Annotated in this window: 12 protein-coding genes; 6 read left to right on the top strand and 6 right to left on the bottom strand. The window is 65.6% G+C overall.

Features of this window, described 5'->3' with window-relative positions:
- Window positions 1–84: 84 nt before the first annotated feature.
- Both ACT53M_RS07215 and ACT53M_RS07220 read right to left on the bottom strand, forming a co-directional pair.
- Complete coding sequence (locus ACT53M_RS07215; protein ID WP_476232369.1) at window positions 85–2,589, bottom strand: TonB-dependent receptor; 2,505 nt, start codon at window positions 2,587–2,589, stop codon at window positions 85–87.
- Window positions 2,590–2,683: 94 nt separating this feature from the next.
- Window positions 2,684–3,841, bottom strand: coding sequence for an ROK family protein (locus ACT53M_RS07220; RefSeq protein ID WP_476232370.1), 1,158 nt, complete (start codon window positions 3,839–3,841; stop codon window positions 2,684–2,686).
- Between the two features lie 41 nt (window positions 3,842–3,882).
- On the opposite strand from ACT53M_RS07220, the gene ACT53M_RS07225 reads away from it, so the two are divergent.
- Window positions 3,883–5,199 (top strand): MFS transporter, encoded by a 1,317-nt coding sequence (locus ACT53M_RS07225; RefSeq protein ID WP_476232372.1) that lies wholly within the window; start codon window positions 3,883–3,885, stop codon window positions 5,197–5,199.
- Between the two features lie 12 nt (window positions 5,200–5,211).
- On the opposite strand, the gene ACT53M_RS07230 is transcribed toward ACT53M_RS07225, so the two are convergent.
- From ACT53M_RS07230 to ACT53M_RS07245, 4 genes are all read right to left on the bottom strand, one after another.
- Window positions 5,212–6,312: a hypothetical protein gene (locus tag ACT53M_RS07230; RefSeq protein WP_476232373.1), complete on the bottom strand. Its 1,101-nt coding sequence runs from the start codon at window positions 6,310–6,312 to the stop codon at window positions 5,212–5,214.
- Between the two features lie 2 nt (window positions 6,313–6,314).
- Entirely contained in the window at window positions 6,315–8,909 is a 2,595-nt protein-coding gene (locus tag ACT53M_RS07235) for a TonB-dependent receptor (RefSeq protein ID WP_476232374.1), read from the bottom strand.
- Between the two features lie 94 nt (window positions 8,910–9,003).
- A complete protein-coding gene (locus tag ACT53M_RS07240; protein WP_476232375.1) occupies window positions 9,004–9,939 on the bottom strand; it encodes a FecR family protein in 936 nt (311 codons plus the stop codon).
- Window positions 9,921–10,409: an RNA polymerase sigma factor gene (locus ACT53M_RS07245; RefSeq protein ID WP_476232376.1), complete on the bottom strand. Its 489-nt coding sequence runs from the start codon at window positions 10,407–10,409 to the stop codon at window positions 9,921–9,923. Before ACT53M_RS07245 ends, ACT53M_RS07240 begins: the two co-directional genes overlap by 19 nt.
- A 258-nt stretch (window positions 10,410–10,667) precedes the next feature.
- Between ACT53M_RS07245 and ACT53M_RS07250 the strand changes: the two genes are divergently transcribed.
- The 5 genes from ACT53M_RS07250 to ACT53M_RS07270 form a co-directional block, all read left to right on the top strand.
- A complete protein-coding gene (locus ACT53M_RS07250) occupies window positions 10,668–10,979 on the top strand; it encodes an STAS domain-containing protein (RefSeq protein ID WP_476232377.1) in 312 nt (103 codons plus the stop codon).
- Window positions 10,976–11,344: a response regulator gene (locus tag ACT53M_RS07255; RefSeq protein ID WP_476229171.1), complete on the top strand. Its 369-nt coding sequence runs from the start codon at window positions 10,976–10,978 to the stop codon at window positions 11,342–11,344. The genes ACT53M_RS07250 and ACT53M_RS07255 overlap by 4 nt, the downstream gene beginning before the upstream one ends.
- Complete coding sequence (locus ACT53M_RS07260) at window positions 11,341–13,332, top strand: chemotaxis protein CheA (protein ID WP_476232379.1); 1,992 nt, start codon at window positions 11,341–11,343, stop codon at window positions 13,330–13,332. Before ACT53M_RS07255 ends, ACT53M_RS07260 begins: the two co-directional genes overlap by 4 nt.
- Before the next feature lie 4 nt (window positions 13,333–13,336).
- The gene (locus ACT53M_RS07265) at window positions 13,337–13,852 is read left to right on the top strand and encodes a chemotaxis protein CheW (protein WP_476229396.1); all 516 of its coding nucleotides are present in this window, start codon (window positions 13,337–13,339) and stop codon (window positions 13,850–13,852) included.
- A 4-nt stretch (window positions 13,853–13,856) separates the two neighbouring features.
- Window positions 13,857–14,950 (top strand): methyl-accepting chemotaxis protein (locus tag ACT53M_RS07270; protein WP_476232381.1); only part of this gene is annotated, 1,094 nt, incomplete at its 3' end.

Raw genomic sequence — 14,950 nt, forward strand, 5'->3', positions numbered from 1 at the left:
CTCGGGCAAGGAAAAAAAGCGGGGAAGCCCGGCGCCCGGCCAGACTTCCCCCAGGGACGATTCAGCAGGAAGGGAAGGCCTGCCTCACCACTTCTTGGTGACGGACAGGCGGACGCTGCGGCCGAACAGCGGGCGGCCAAAGATCGCCGTCGGCGTCCCCTGCCCCGCCAGCCGGTCGCCGGCGGTGTTGCCTTCGGTCAGGCCGTGCGCATTGGTGATGTTGTCGCCTGCCAGCTGGAAACGCCAGCTGCCATGGTCGAGCATCGCGCCCAGGCTGAAATAGCCATAGGCAGGCAGCGCCGTGTTGTTGAAGAAGTCGACATAGCGCCGGCTGATATAGTCATAGCGGCCATAGACGCTCAGCTTGTCGGCGCCGAGGTGGAAATCCAGGTTTGGCCGAACGTTGAGGTACAGCTTCGGCTCGCGCAAGATCTGCTTGCCGTTCGCCAGGCTGCCGTCGGCGCCGGTGTTGCTGCTGAAGTTCAGATATTTCGGATTCTGGACCGTGAACGAGCCCGCGATCGACAACGGCCCGGCGATGTGGAGCTGGCCGTCGGTTTCGATACCCTTGCTCTCCGCCGTGCCGACGAAATTCACCGTCTGGTCGCTGCGACCCGTCTGCGGGTTGAAGGCCGTGAAACTGGCATTGAGCGGATCGAACTTGGTGTAGAAACCGGTGATGTAGAGATAGGACCGGCCAGAGGCGAGTTTGAGCCCGGCCTCGTACATCCGCGCCTTGGTGGGCGCGAGCGAAGGCGTCGGATAGGTGGTCGTCACCGATGCCACCGCCGGGATCTCGAGCCGCGACGCGCGGGCATAGATGCCGATATGCCGGCTGAAATCGTAGTTGCTGCCCAGCGTCCAGTTGGTTGCCTGGAAGTCGAGCTTGCTGGTGCCCACCTGGCCGGTAAAGGCGCGGGTCGCATCGTCGGCGAGCGTGGTCGGATCGCCGAGATTGGCCGTGCCGGTGATCAGGCCGAAGCCGTCATAATGGTACCATTCCTTGCGCAGGCCGGCGTCGATACGCAGCCGGTCGGTCACATCCCAGGTATCGGCAGCATAGAGCGCGATCACCTTGGCATCGAAGCCGCCGGCATTGAGCGAGGCCGCGTCATTGAGCGACCCGCGATCGGTAACATAGCCCTTGATCGACCCGTCCGCGCCATAGGCAACGAGGTCGAGCAGTTGCGGCTTCGACTGCACCTGCATCAGATAGTTCTGATAGACCGAGAAATTGGTGTTGCCCCACAGCGCGCCATAGGCGCCGACGCGGATGTCGTGGCTGCCCAGCCCGGTTTCGAACTTGCGGGTAACGCTCAGATCGCCCTGGCCCGAATAAAAGCTCGAGCTGATCGAGCGATATTGCGCCTGGACGACCAGGCCGGACGCGGTGGCCGGATCATAGGCAGTCGCGCCGTTCGTACCGGCAATCGCATACCCCATCCGCGTCACGCCGGCGCCGAACGCCGCCTGCGACTTGGCGAGATAGCTATTGGCAAAGGCGACGCCATCGGCCGGATTCGAGGTCGAGTAGAGCGCGTCAAAATCGTTGCGACCATCGGTATAGCTCGCCTTGGCGGAGACGTGCCAGGCGTCGAAATCGCCTTCATAATCGAGCGCGACATTGCCGAACCGGATGTGCCGGCCGTTCGAAAGATCGCCGGTGCGGGTCTCGATCGCACCCGCGCCGTCGCGATATTTGATCGTCGCCGCGCGCAGGGCCGGCGTGTTCAGCGTGCCGGTGAAATAGTCGATATAGTTGTTGAGGCTGACCGAGGGGTTGCGCGGGTCGGCGGTCGGGATCGACAGATAGAAGAGGTTGTGATCGTTGGTGTACTGGCCCGACACCTTCAGATAGCCATTGTCGAACTCGCGCTTGATGTTGCCGCGGATCTGGCCGCCCTTGTCCGAGGGGAAGCCATTGTCGCGATAGCCGTCATTGTAGCGATAGAAGCCGCCCACGGCATAGGTCGTGCGCGCACCGAGCGGGCCGGACTGATACGCCTCGAGCCGATAGAGGCCGGTCGTGCCCAGCGTCACTTCCGCCGCGCCATGCGGCGTCTGCTCGCCGCTGACCGTGATGACGTTGACGATCGCCGCCGCACCCGATGCATAGATCGGCGCCGGGCCGCCGCGCACCACTTCCATGCGCTCGGTCATCAGGTCGAAGCGGTTCATGCCGTCGCCCTGGTTGAAGAAATAGCCGTCCGTCTCGTGATAGAGCGGCAGACCGTCCTGCTGATAATAGAGATAACCGCGATCGGTCGGGATGCCGCGCACGCGGGTGATGTTCTGCACCTCGCCGCCGGTCTGCTCGACATGGATGCCGGGCAGCGCACCGACCAGGTCGGTCATGCTCTTGGGCGCCAGCTTCTGCACATCGTCCTTGGACAGCGTGTTGACCGCATAGGAAACGTCGAAGCGGCGCTGCGCACGCGCCGAGCCGGTAATGACGATATCCTGCGGCTGGTCGTCGGTCGCGGCGGACGTGGTTTCCGCCGGTTGCTGCTGTTGCTGGGCGAGGGCGGGGATTGCCGCCATGCACAAGGCGGGCATCGCCACGCCGGCCAGCCAAGCTCGCTTCATCATGTCTGTATTACCCCCATTCCGGTTTCGATGGGGGGGCGCTTGGCGGTGTTTTGTGACTCTTTTATTTGCTTACATGAAATTAAATCGCGCAGCTTCATGCCACTGCCGTAATGGCATGAATCGGGGCGAGGGCCGCGCCGATCACGACGGCCCGGCTGCCCAGCGGCGAGGGCAAAATGGCAGGCGTCGGCGCCTGATAGCCGCGGTGTCGAGGCGCACTGAGCTCTGCGATTCGCGCTGCGAGCCGCTCCAGTATTTCCGCAGGCAAAGCCCCCGATATAACCACCGCACCAGGATCGAGCCATACCACGCCGCCGGTGACGGCCTGTTCGAGCTGCCCCGCCACCCGCTCGATCCAGGTATCAACGGTGGCGCGGTGCGGTTCGATCAGCGCCGCCACTTCTGAGAGCGATGCAATGCTGACGCCCGCCGCGCGCAGCGTTTCGATCAGGTCGATTCCCGAGGGCCGGGGGCCGGTGCCGGGGAACAGCTTGCCGATTTCACCGGCATTGCCATGGTCGCCGCGAAACAGGTCGCGCACGGCAACCAGCCCGCCGCCGATGCCATGCCCCAGAAACAGCACCAGGATCGAGCTATAGCGATCAATGATGCCGGGCTGGTAATATTCGGCAAGCGCCGCCGCGGTTGCGTCATTCTCGATCCAGATCGGCATGTCGAGCACATCGCCCAGCGTTTCCGCCAGTGGGATATCGCTCCACCCGGCGAGGCGCTGTACCACCGCCCGTCGGTTCAGATCGCCATCCAGCGCGTAGCCGGGAACTGCTACGCCCAGGCCGAGGAAGCGCCCGCGCAAGAAGCCATGCTGCGCCACCAGCGCGCGCAGCCTGGCATCGAGCGCGCGGGCGAACATCCGCGGGTCCGGATCGTCAAAAGGCTGCGTATCGTGCAGTACCGGTCGCCCGGCAAAATCGACCAGCACCAGTTCCAGCCAGCCGGGTTGCGCCGTCGCCCCCACCGACCAGCCGCCCCGCCCGGAAATGGCCAGCGGTACCGTGGGACGCCCGCGAATGCCCTGCTCGGTGGGTTGTTCCTCGGCGATCAGATCGAGCGCAACGAGTTGCTGGGTGACGCGCGTGATCGTCGCGCTGTTCGTGTCGAGCGCGAGCGCAAGCTGGATGCGCGGCATCGCCCCGGCGATCCGCAAATGCAGCAGCACACGCTTCTGCATTTCGGTGAGCAGCAATTGCGGGCGGGGCGAAAGCGGCATGGTGCTGACATATATTTTCATCATGTCAAAAAAACGAAAGCCTCTTATGGCTATCGCCCGCATCCATGATCGCCTCGCTCTGCACCCGAATCCGTTCGATCACCCCGCTGGGGGTGCAGATCGGCTATGCCAGCGGCAATCTCGGCAAGAGCATCCTCTGGTCGAGCTTCGAGAGCTTCCTGCTCTTCTATCTCGTCACCATCGCAGGCTTCTCCGCCTGGCTGGCTGGTGCCGTACTCGCGGCCGCGATGCTATGGGACGGGATGGCCGATCTGGGCGTCGCCTATCTTACCGACCGCCATGGCAGATCGAGCTCGCTCGCGCGGTTGGTATTATGGGGGGCGCCGCTGGGCGCGGCGGGGTTCTGGCTGACCTTCGCCCCCCTGGGCGGCAATAGCTGGATCGCCGTGGTGGCCGCGATTCTGCTGTGCCGGATTGGCTATACGCTGTGCGACATCGGCCACAACACGCTTCTGGTCCGCGTCGCCACCAGCGAGCGTGACGCCTCGATCGTATCAGGACTGCGGCTGATCTTCAGCGCGGCGGGCGGCGCGACCGTGGGGCTCGCGGCGGCGCGGCTGCTCGCCGTCGCTGATCCGGCCGCACAGCAGCGCATGTTCGGCGACTATGCGGCGGTCGCCGGCGGCATCTATATGGCGACCTTGTTCTGCGCGATCGGCGTCACGCGCAGGCTTCCGGGCGGCGAACGCCCGGCGGGAGGCACAGCGGCGACGGGCCTGTTCCGCGCGCTGTGGGGCAATCGCCGCTTCCGGCTGCTGCTGGTAATCATTGCCCTGCAGGCGAGCATGTTGCCGGCCTTCAACCGCGCGCTGCCCTTTTTCGGCGCGACGGTGAAGGGAAACGCGGCATGGGCGGGCTATGCACTGGCGACGATAACACTCGCCCAGTCGCTGTCGCTGCCGGCCTGGATGCTGCTGTCGCGCCGTTACGGACCGGCCTTGCTGCTGGCTGGCGCCCATATTCTGGCCATGGTGTCGATGGGCATGATGGCAGCGGTCGCGCATACCCCACTTGCCCAGCTCGCATTGCTGCTGCTCGGCGTCGCACAGGCAGGGATGAACATGGCGATCTGGGCATTGCTGGCGCTTTGCGTCCATGCCCCGCAACATCGCGAAGCGCGGCTGGAGGCTTTGCCGGTAGGGCTGTTCCTTGCCGTTCTGAAATTTTCTTCCGGGCTGGGCAATGCTCTGCTCGCCTGGCTGGTGGGCGCCTCTGGCACACCGGGGGGCACCGGCTTCCCCCCGGTGGCGATTGCCGCGCTCGCCCTTCCCGCTATCGGCTGTTGCGGCATTCTCGCGCTACTCGCCAGGCAATGGCTGCAAGAGCGGCAGGGACGCGGTCTGGCCGACCAGCGCCCCTGAGACCCCGACCCCTTATCGCACGAAAGGCAGCGGCGCGGCGGCGAGCAACGTCGGCTGATCGGCCACCGGGTGAAAGCCGTGCCAGTCGAGCCCCAGAAGCGTCAGGATGCTGGCCGGCGTCTGCGCCTGCAGCACGCATTGCCCGGCCGCCGGAAGCGCCGTGCGGTCGATGCCCGGCCCGATCGCCCCGAACCAGATCGCGCCTGAGCCCACTGCGCCCGTGGCGTTGTATTCGGGCGCTTCCTTGGGCGCGAGCTGATAGGACCGTGCCGATCCATGCTCGCGCCACGATGCGAGCGGCGTTTCCCCGCGGCCGTGGTCGGTCAACACGATCAGCGTGGTCTGGCCGCGATACCAGGGATCCGACTGAAGATAGTCCCAGACGCGCCGGAGGAACTCATCCCCCCGCTCCAGCGCCATCAGATAATGGGCATAGTCGCCGGCATGGGCGAACTCATCGGTATCGCCGAACGCGATATAGCTGACCCGACGATGCTGCTGCAGCATCCGCATCCCCTCACGCTCAGTCTTCACATCGGTGGGATAGCCTTCGATGGTGGCATTCACCGGCAGATGGCTACGCGCAGTATTCAGGATGAACGGAAACACGTCCCAAGTGCCTACCATCCCGACCTTACCATGAAAGGCAGGCAGATGATCGAGATATTCGAGCACGGAAATGTTCGAATTGGGCTTCTTGTCGTTGCTGGTGATCGTCGGATCGGGATGGCCGGTAAGCAACTCGTTATAGCCGGGATAGGAAAACCACAGGTCGTTCGCCACGCGCGCGCACTCGCCCTTATCGCGATTGCCATAGAGCACGCCCTGGTTGGCGAGGACGTTGTGCAGGAACGGCATCAGCGCAACCGCCCGGTCAGCCGGGGCGACATAGGCGGGGTCGAGCACGTCGGATTTAATATCGGGCTTCACGAAACGCGGATCGTCGATCAGTGCGGGATCGGCTCCGCGAAAAATCTCGCGCCAGCGCACGCCGTCAAACGTGACCAGCACCACCTTGGGTTCGGCGACCGGCGCATGCGCGCGCACAGGATTGGCCGACGCAAGTGCGAGGAGCGCCGCGCCCAACACGGCCGGCAAGAAGCGGTTCTTCATGATCAGAAACTCCGGGTCAGGGTGATGCCGAAGGTGCGTGGCGTCAGCCGGGTGTCGCGCAGCGCCAGCGGCGTAGTGTTGCTGCTGTCGCGATAGCGGTAGAGCGAGGTGTGGCTATCCAACGCGTTGCGGATATAGAACGCCACCTCCCAGGCAGCAGTGCTTGCCCCCAGCCGCAAGTCCAGCGTCGTGATCGAAGGCTGCTGGAGCAGCAGCGGGTCGGCGCCGTAAATCTGGTCCGAGCCGACGCGCGGATAGCCTTCGGCATATTGGGCATCGACACGGATATAACCCAGCACGGTACGCGACGGATGCACGCGGTATTCCGCACCACCGGTAGCGGTCCAACGCGGAATTGCGAGTTGGTCGCCGCGATGCGCGAGCAGATTGCCAGTGACCAATACCGTCTCGCGATTTTCGGCTTCGGTATAGCCGACGGTCCCTGACAGGCTCAGATCCCGAAGGGGGCGGACTTCCCATTGCAGGTCAAACCCGCGACTGCGCGCGCGCCCCAGATTGGCAACATAGCTATAGCCGCACTGCGACAGATAAACCGACTGCTGAATCTGATTCCAGTCGATCCAATAGGCGCTCCCGTCGACCTTCAGCCGACCGCCGAACCAACGGCTCTTGGCGCCCGCCTCATAGCTCCACACGCTATCTGCGCCATACGCCGTAGGCGCGCTGGTCAGCCCCAGCGTCGCGAGATCGGCCTGGCAGAGATTGGCCGGCACGATGGGATTGACGCCGCCCATGCGAAAGCCCTTGGCAACAGTGGCATAGAGCATCCCGGTACCGGGCAGGTCGTAGCTGAGATTGAAGCGGGGAAGTAGGGCAGGATCGCTCGTACGGCCGGCACGGCTGGTCGGAGCGGCTGGTCCCCATGGGCCGTCCTGGAAGTCCGTGAAGGCGAAACGGCTGCGCGACACGCGCACCCCCGCCGCCGCCCGCAGCCGCGGCAGAAGAAGTAGGGTCGCATTGGCATATCCAGCCACTTCCTCGACCTGATCGGAGTAGCTGCGGACATAGGAATAGCGGCCATCGATCGGCGCCTCGCCAAACTGCGTGGCAGCATTAGCCGGGCCATTGCCGTTCCGCTGCGACACGAAATTGGCGAGATCGTCGATCGTATCGGCATAGCGACCGCCATAATGTTCATGCATCTTCTGATAGAAGAAGCCGGCCACCCAGCTGAGCGGAACATCCCGCCCGCCGCGAGAGGTAAGGCGCACCTCCTGCGAAAAGCTGCGCTGGGTCGAGGGGTAGGTCGCCGTTACCAGATAGTCGGGTTTGGTCGGCAGATAGGTGATGTCGGGCGCGTAGGACGCAAACTGATATTGGGTCGAATCATAGGTGTAGGTGACGTCGCGGACGATCCAGGCGGTGATCGACCGCAGCTCCACTCCGCCCAGGTCATAGGCAGCGGTGAGGCTGGGGAGCAGCATCCTGTCGCGCTGCCGCGCGGGGATGCGCGAGGCGATAGCATAGTCGCCCCCGGCGCGCTCCCAGAACAGCCCTCGGTCCTGCTGCACGGTGCTCTGGAAGAAGAAGGACGGGGTCAGCGTCAGCGGCCCGAATACCGCCTTCAGGCTGGCATGGCCCACAGTCGCCAGGCTGCCGTTGACATTGTTGGCCGTCGTGGTGCCGGTCACAGGGTCCACGCGCCGCGCATAGCCTCCGTCGTTCTGGTGCCAAAGGCTGACGCGCAACCCGACCTTGTCCGCTACCAGCGGCATGCCGATCGCCCCGCCCAGCTGGCCACCGGGCGCACCGCCCTGTGTCACTTCGGCGCCGGCGCGTACAAAGCCCTCGCGTTTCGTCAGGCTTGCCTCCGGCGTGATGAACCGCACCGCACCGCCTTCGGAGCTGCCGCCGAAGAACGTCCCTTGCGGTCCCCGCAGGATTTCGACGCGGTCGAGGTCGAAGATGCGCGGGAACGGATCGCTCCACACACCCGCATCCTTGCGGACATGCACCGGCACATCATCGATATAGATGCCCGTTGTCGGCGCCCCTACCGACGAAATGATGCCGCGGATCGTGAGATTGACGTCGCCGGAATCGTCCGTGCCTTGCAAGTTCACGCCCGGCGCCAGTCTTGCTAGGTCAGCAATGTCCTGCACGCCCTGGCGCTCCAGTTGCTTGCCGGTTAGGGCCAGCGCGCTGACCGGTACCTTGGCGAGCGGCTCGGCGCGCTTCTGGGCCGTTACCACGACTTCCTCGGGCATGTCGGCTACCGACGCCACGGCGGGCGTGGCCTCAGCCTGTCTCGCGGCAGCCGCCCGCCGCAAGACGAAGCGGCTGCCGCCCTGCGCCTCGACCGCAATGGGGTTATGGCCGATCAGCCGCTGGATTGCCTCACGCGGCGTCAACCGCCCGTCGACCGCAGGCGCGCGCAGCCCGGCAACCGCCTCCGGCGTGAACAGAACGTCGATATGCAGCTGCCCCGCGAGTTGCTCCAGCGCGGCACCCAGCGGCTGGGCCGGCAGATGCACCGGCATCGGCGCAGTCTGTGCCAAGCTCGAGGCAGGCGCCATCGCTAGCGCCGCCCCCAACGCCATCAACGACCAGCCGGGCCGCATCGAAACTCGTCGCATCGGTCTTCTCCCCAATGGCGTGCGTGGCACGCCCCCGCGGTTCCGATGTCGGCGGGTCGATTTTCCCCACCCCCTGACGAAAAAATTTTCGCGCTCAGGCGCGATAGAGCAGCAGACGCTCACGGTCGGCGCGCACGCGCACCGGCAACAGCGCGGCGATACCCTCGGCGAAAGCCCGGCTGTCGCCCACCCGGTAGGACCCGCTGACACGCAGATTGGCAATGTCGGGAGCCACGACCAGCGGCACCGGGCCATAGCGGTTCATTTCGTCCACCGCGCGCGCCAACGTATCGGCGCGGAACACCAGCCGCCCTTCCTGCCAAGCCGTGGCATCGGCGAGATCGACGGCTTCCACGCGCGCCACGCGGCCGTCATCGGCGAACCGCTCGCCGGCCCGCACATGTCGCGCCACGCTATCGTCACCACCGACCTGCGCCGCGCCGCGCATCAGCACCACGCTCACCCGATCTGGGTCGAGGCGGACGTCGAGTTCGGCACCTTCGGCCAGAATGCGTTGGCGCGCCGCCTGGATGACCAGGGGTTGCGGTGCGGAAGCGACCAGGAAATTCGCCTGCCCCCTGTTGAGGTCGATATACCGGCCGCTGCTGCTGAAACGCGCCCGTACCTCACTGTCGGTATCGAGCATCATCCGCGTGCCATCGGCCAGTGTGAAGCGGCGCATCTCGCCCAGCGCGGTGCGATAGACGGTACCGCTTGGCATCAGCGTGAAAGTCGCGCCACCGCCCGCTACGCAAAGCGCCACAACCCCGCCGGCCAGCACCCGGCGCCGATCCCAGTGGCGCGCAGGCGGAAAATCGCTGCTCTGGAGCCCCCCTGCCACGTCCCAGGCATCTACAAGCCGTTCGAACGCGGCCGCATTTTCCGGATCGGCGCGCCAGCCGTGGAACGGCGTCTTCCAGGCGCTGCCTTCGGACGAGCGCAGCCGCGACAGCCACAGGGCCGCCTGTTCCTCGCGATCTGCGTTGCCCATCCCGTCGGCCATAACCGGCGTCACCATTCCCTTGAACATTCGGCGAGCGCGCGGGCGGCCCTGGCGATATGCTTTTCCACCGCGCTTTCGCTGATGCCAAGACTAGTGGCAATCTCGCGGTATCTCAAACCTTCCAGCCGGTTGAGCAGAAATACTTCGCGGGTCCGTGGGGTTAGCGCAGCGATGGCGCTGCGCACCTGGGCTAGCCGCTCCCGCGCCATCAATATCTCTTCCGGCCCGGGACTGAAATCGGCAAGCGCATGGATTGGCGCCTCCTCCAGCGTATCGGTGGGGTGCCGTCGCGCCGTCCGCCTTTCTCCATTCGCGCTATTGACGGCGGAACGGACCAGAAAGGCCTCAGCATTGCGCACCGGTTCGGACCGCTTCTGGCGCAGCAGCGAAACCAGCGCACTATGAAGATGATCCTCGGCATCGCGCGTGCCGGCGACGCGCCGCACCTGTCTGGCCAGCCGCTGCCAGACCTGCTCCGGCCATGGAAGTTCCGCCATTCCGTCCACTTTCCCCCGCGGACGCGCTCCGACGCGCCTCGCGTACATGCCGCGCCGCCCGCTAGCAGCGCGGCGGGTCGGTTTCGTGACGGGAAAGGCGATTCGCCTGCCAAGGCGTCACCCGGTAACGAAAGCACCAATTTTTACGCATGAATCCCTGTTCACCATAGCGTCCTCCTAAAATGGTCATGAAACAGCCAACCGACCGGCCGTGAGCACTGCTCCGGTCGCTCCGGGCGGCGTCACCGGAGGACAAGCATGCCCGTTATTGTGGAGGTTCCCCCGTCGCTCACGGTCCGCACGGCCGCGGCGCTCCGCCAGGCTCTGTTGGACGGTTTTGAAGCCGACGACCAGATCGACGTCGATGCCTCGGCCGTGGCCGAAGTCGACCTGAGCTTCCTGCAGCTGATGCACGCGGCGCGCGAACAGGCGCGGCGCAGCGGCAAGGCGATCCGCCTGCGCGAGCCTGCTGGCCCTGCGATCGCGGCGCTGCTCGAGCGCGCCGGCTTCCTGACGGCGCTTGCGCCCGAAGATCTCGAATTCTGGTTCCACGGAGAACGTGCGCAATGACCGCCTCAATCCTCACCGTTGACGACTCCCCCAGCCTGCGGATGGCGATCAAGATCGCGCTCACCGGCGCGGGCTACAGCGTCACCGAAGCCGGCGACGGCGTCGAAGGCCTGAACAAGGCCAAGGGCAGCCGCTTCGACCTGATCATCACGGACCTCAACATGCCCAACATGGACGGGCTGACGATGATCCGCGAGCTCCGCAAGGATCCCGCACAGTGCGGCACGCCGATCATCTTCCTCACCACGGAAAGCGATGATTCGATGAAGCAGCAGGCCAAGACCGCCGGCGCGACCGGCTGGCTGGTGAAGCCGTTCGTGCCCGAACAGCTCATCAAGGTCTCGCGAAAGGTGCTCGGTCGATGAGCGGCGGCGATCCCATTGCCGCCTTCCGCGTAGAGGCGGGCGACCTGCTCGACCAGATCGAACAGGGCCTGCTCGACCTGAGCCACCGGCTCGACGACCGCAATCTGGTCGACGCCGTGTTCCGCGGGCTGCACACGCTCAAGGGCTCGGGCGCGATGTTCGGCTTCGATGCGCTGGCGAGCTTCACCCACCACTGCGAAACCGCATTCGACCGCGTCCGCAAGGGCCTCGCACCGGCGACCGAAGGCCTGGTGGCGGTAATCCTTTCCGCCAAGGACCATATGCGCGCGCTGGTCGATGGCGACGGGAGCGGCCTGGAAGCGGCGGGCGACGCGATCCTCGCCGCCTTGCAACGCGAAGTCGATGCCGCATCGGGCGCCGCTCCGGCCGCGCCGGCGGAAGCCGCGCGGCAGGGCTGGCGGCTGTCGTTCCGGCTGCCGCCCGAATCGATGGCGAACGGCACCAACCCGCTGACGCTGCTCGACGAGCTGCGCGAACTCGGCGAATGCCGGATCGTCGCCCGGACCGACCGGGTGCCGCCGCTCGACGAACTGGTGCCGGTCGAATGCCATATCGGCTGGGACGTCGAGCTGTACGGCGACATCTCACGCGACGACATCGACGAGGTGTTCATCTTCGTGATGGACGACATGGAATTGTCGGTCGAGGCGCTGGGCAGCGATGCCACCGCCCCTGCAGAGACGGCAGTCGATACCCCGGCCGACGCCGCACCGGTCACCCCGGTTGCCCGCGCCGAAGCCCCGGAGCAGGCTGCCGCGGCAGGCCCGGCCGGCAAGGCCGCCGCCAAGACCGGCGAGAGCGTCCGCGTTCCTGCCGAGCGGCTCGACGAACTGATGGACCGGGTGGGCGAGCTGGTGATCGTGCACAGCCGGCTGTCGCAGCTCGCCAACGGCAGTGCCGCCGATCTCGCCCTGCGTTCGATCTCCGAGGAAATCGAGCGGCTGGTCAGCGAACTGCGCGACACGATGATGGTGCTGCGCATGGTGCCCGTCGCCAGCCTGTTCGGCCGCTTCCGTCGCCTGATTCATGACTTGGCGCGCGAAACCGGCAAGACCATCGAACTGTCCACCGAAGGCGAGACGACCGAAGTCGACAAAACCGTCATCGAGCGGCTCGCCGACCCGATGGTCCATCTGATCCGCAATGCCTGCGACCATGGGCTGGAGCCGGAGGAAGAACGTCTGGCAGCCGGCAAGCCGGCGGCGGGCCATGTCCGCCTCTCCGCCAGCCAGGCCGGCGGCGAAGTGCTGATCACGATCCGCGACGACGGCCGGGGCATCAATCGCGAGCGTGTGCGCGCCAAGGCGGAATCGCAGGGGCTGATCCAGCCAGGGCAGCAGCTGAGCGACAGCGAATTGCTGCAGATGATCTTCCACCCCGGCTTCTCCACCGCCGCGCAGGTGACGAACCTGTCGGGCCGCGGGGTCGGCATGGATGTGGTCAAGCGCACGATCGAAAGCCTGCGCGGCGCGATCGACATCACCTCCACGCCCGGCGAGGGTTCTACCGTGGTGCTGCGCATCCCGCTCACCCTGGCGATCATCGACGGGCTGCTCGTCCGCGTCGGCGAGGGGCGCTATGTGATCCCGCTGGCTGCGGTCGAGGAATGCCTCGAGCTGAGCCTGGAAGAGGATCTGCGCTCGCGCGGCCGCAGCTTCATTACGCTGCGCGACCGGCTGGTGCCGTTCCTGCGTCTGCGCGAGATGTTCGAGACGGGCACGCGCCCCGATCCGCACCAGAAGATCGTCGTCATCGCCACCGGCGCCGAGCGCGTCGGGCTAGTCGTCGACCAGATCATCGGCAGCCACCAGACCGTCATCAAGTCGATGTCGCCGCTGCACCGTGACGTCGCCACCTTCGCGGGGGCGACGATCCTGGGCGATGGCGGGGTCGCCCTGATCCTCGACGTCGTCCAGCTCGTGACGACCGGCCAGCACCAGGAGGAGCGGCTGCGTGCAGCCGGATAAGACCATGCAGGAAGCACACACCACCACCACCCAGTGGGACGAGGCCGGCAATCTGGAGGTTCTGACCTTCGATCTGGGCGAAGAGACTTTCGCGATCGAGGCGATGCTGGTCCGCGAAATCCTGGACCTGCTGCCCGAAACCATGGTGCCCGGTGCGCCGCCACTGGTGCGCAGTGTCGTCAATTTCCGCGGGAAGATCATTCCGATCGCCGATCTGCGGCTGGCCTTCGCCATGCAGCAGGCCGAGGCCACGGTAGACAGCCGGATTGTCGTCATCGAAATCGAGCTGGACGGCGAGCCGACCCAGATCGGAATCCGCACCGACAAGGTGCACGAAGTGACGACGCTCAGCCAGGCGGCCAGCGAGGCACCGCCGGCTGTCGGCATGCGCTGGCGCCGCGAGTTCGTCCGGGAACTGGTCCGCCGGACCAGCGGCGTCGTCGTCCTGCCCGATCTCCAGACGATTTTCGCGTCTCACCACAGCGGCGGCGAACCGGCCCTCGCACATAGCAGGGGCTGATCCCATGCGCTTCACCATCAAAGCCAAACTCGCCCTCGCCTTTGCGGCGCTGGTACTGCTGACCGCGACGCTGGGCGTCGTGGGCATCACCAAGATGTCGGCCATCAACGCCAAGTCGACCGAGATCACCGACAACTGGATGCCCAGCATCGACGATGTCCACCGGCTAAACACCGGCTTCGCCGACCTGCGCGTGACGCAATATGCCCATGTCGCGACCACCGACGAAGCCGAAATGCGCAAGCTGGAAGGCGAGATCGAGAAACTTCTCGCCAGCATCAAGGAAACCCGCGTCCGCTACGAAAAGCTGATCTCTTCGGACGAGGAGCGCGCACTCTACACGCGCTTTGGCGAGAAGTTCCAGCGCTACCAGCAGACGGTCGATCAGGTGCTCGCGCTGTCGCGGCAGAACCGCAATGCGGACGCCGCCGCCGCACTGGCGAGCAGCAAGCCGCTTTACGACGATCTCGCGAACGACCTGCTCGCGCTGGTGAAGCTGAACACCGAGGGCGGCGCCAACGCCTCACGCCAGGGCGACGAAATCTATGCTGCGGCACGGAGCCTGTTCATCGGCCTTGTCGTCGTAGTGCTGGTGATCGGCATAGGCGCGGCCCTGTGGATCGCGCGGACCGTTTCGACCGGCTTGCGTCGCGTCTCCGTCGCCGTGAGTGCGGTGGCCGAAGGTGATCTCAACCAGCGGGTCGAAATCCGGAGCCATGACGAGATTCGCGATCTGGTCGATACCGTCAACGGAATGGTCGATCGCCTGCGCGGCGTAATCGGCGATGCCTCGGCCGCCTCCGAGAACGTCTCGGCCGGCAGCCAGCAACTCTCGTCGAGCGCCGAGCAGGTGTCGCAGGGCGCCACCGAGCAGGCCGCCGCTGCCGAACAGGCATCCGCATCGATGGAAGAGATGGCGGCGAACATCAAGCAGAACGCCGATAATGCCGCCCAGACCGAGAAGATCGCCCGCCAGTCGGCCAAGGATGCCGAAGTCAGCGGCGTCGCCGTCGATCGTGCGGTGGGCGCGATGCGGACGATCGCCGACAAGATCGGCATCGTTCAGGAAATCGCCCGCCAGACCGACCTGCTCGCGCT

The organism is Sphingomonas sp. DMC6, assembly GCF_056314225.1.

Bases quoted from the DNA above. Each gene is read 5' to 3' on its own strand.
- ACT53M_RS07235 (WP_476232374.1), bottom strand. From the start codon at position 8,909: ATGCGACGAGTTTCGATGCGGCCCGGCTGGTCGTTGATGGCGTTGGGG.
- ACT53M_RS07250 (WP_476232377.1), top strand. From the start codon at position 10,668: ATGCCCGTTATTGTGGAGGTTCCCCCGTCGCTCACGGTCCGCACGGCC.
- ACT53M_RS07255 (WP_476229171.1), top strand. From the start codon at position 10,976: ATGACCGCCTCAATCCTCACCGTTGACGACTCCCCCAGCCTGCGGATG.
- ACT53M_RS07230 (WP_476232373.1), bottom strand. From the start codon at position 6,312: ATGAAGAACCGCTTCTTGCCGGCCGTGTTGGGCGCGGCGCTCCTCGCA.
- ACT53M_RS07220 (WP_476232370.1), bottom strand. From the start codon at position 3,841: ATGATGAAAATATATGTCAGCACCATGCCGCTTTCGCCCCGCCCGCAA.
- ACT53M_RS07240 (WP_476232375.1), bottom strand. From the start codon at position 9,939: ATGTTCAAGGGAATGGTGACGCCGGTTATGGCCGACGGGATGGGCAAC.
- ACT53M_RS07265 (WP_476229396.1), top strand. From the start codon at position 13,337: ATGCAGGAAGCACACACCACCACCACCCAGTGGGACGAGGCCGGCAAT.
- ACT53M_RS07225 (WP_476232372.1), top strand. From the start codon at position 3,883: ATGATCGCCTCGCTCTGCACCCGAATCCGTTCGATCACCCCGCTGGGG.
- ACT53M_RS07260 (WP_476232379.1), top strand. From the start codon at position 11,341: ATGAGCGGCGGCGATCCCATTGCCGCCTTCCGCGTAGAGGCGGGCGAC.
- ACT53M_RS07215 (WP_476232369.1), bottom strand. From the start codon at position 2,589: ATGATGAAGCGAGCTTGGCTGGCCGGCGTGGCGATGCCCGCCTTGTGC.
- ACT53M_RS07245 (WP_476232376.1), bottom strand. From the start codon at position 10,409: ATGGCGGAACTTCCATGGCCGGAGCAGGTCTGGCAGCGGCTGGCCAGA.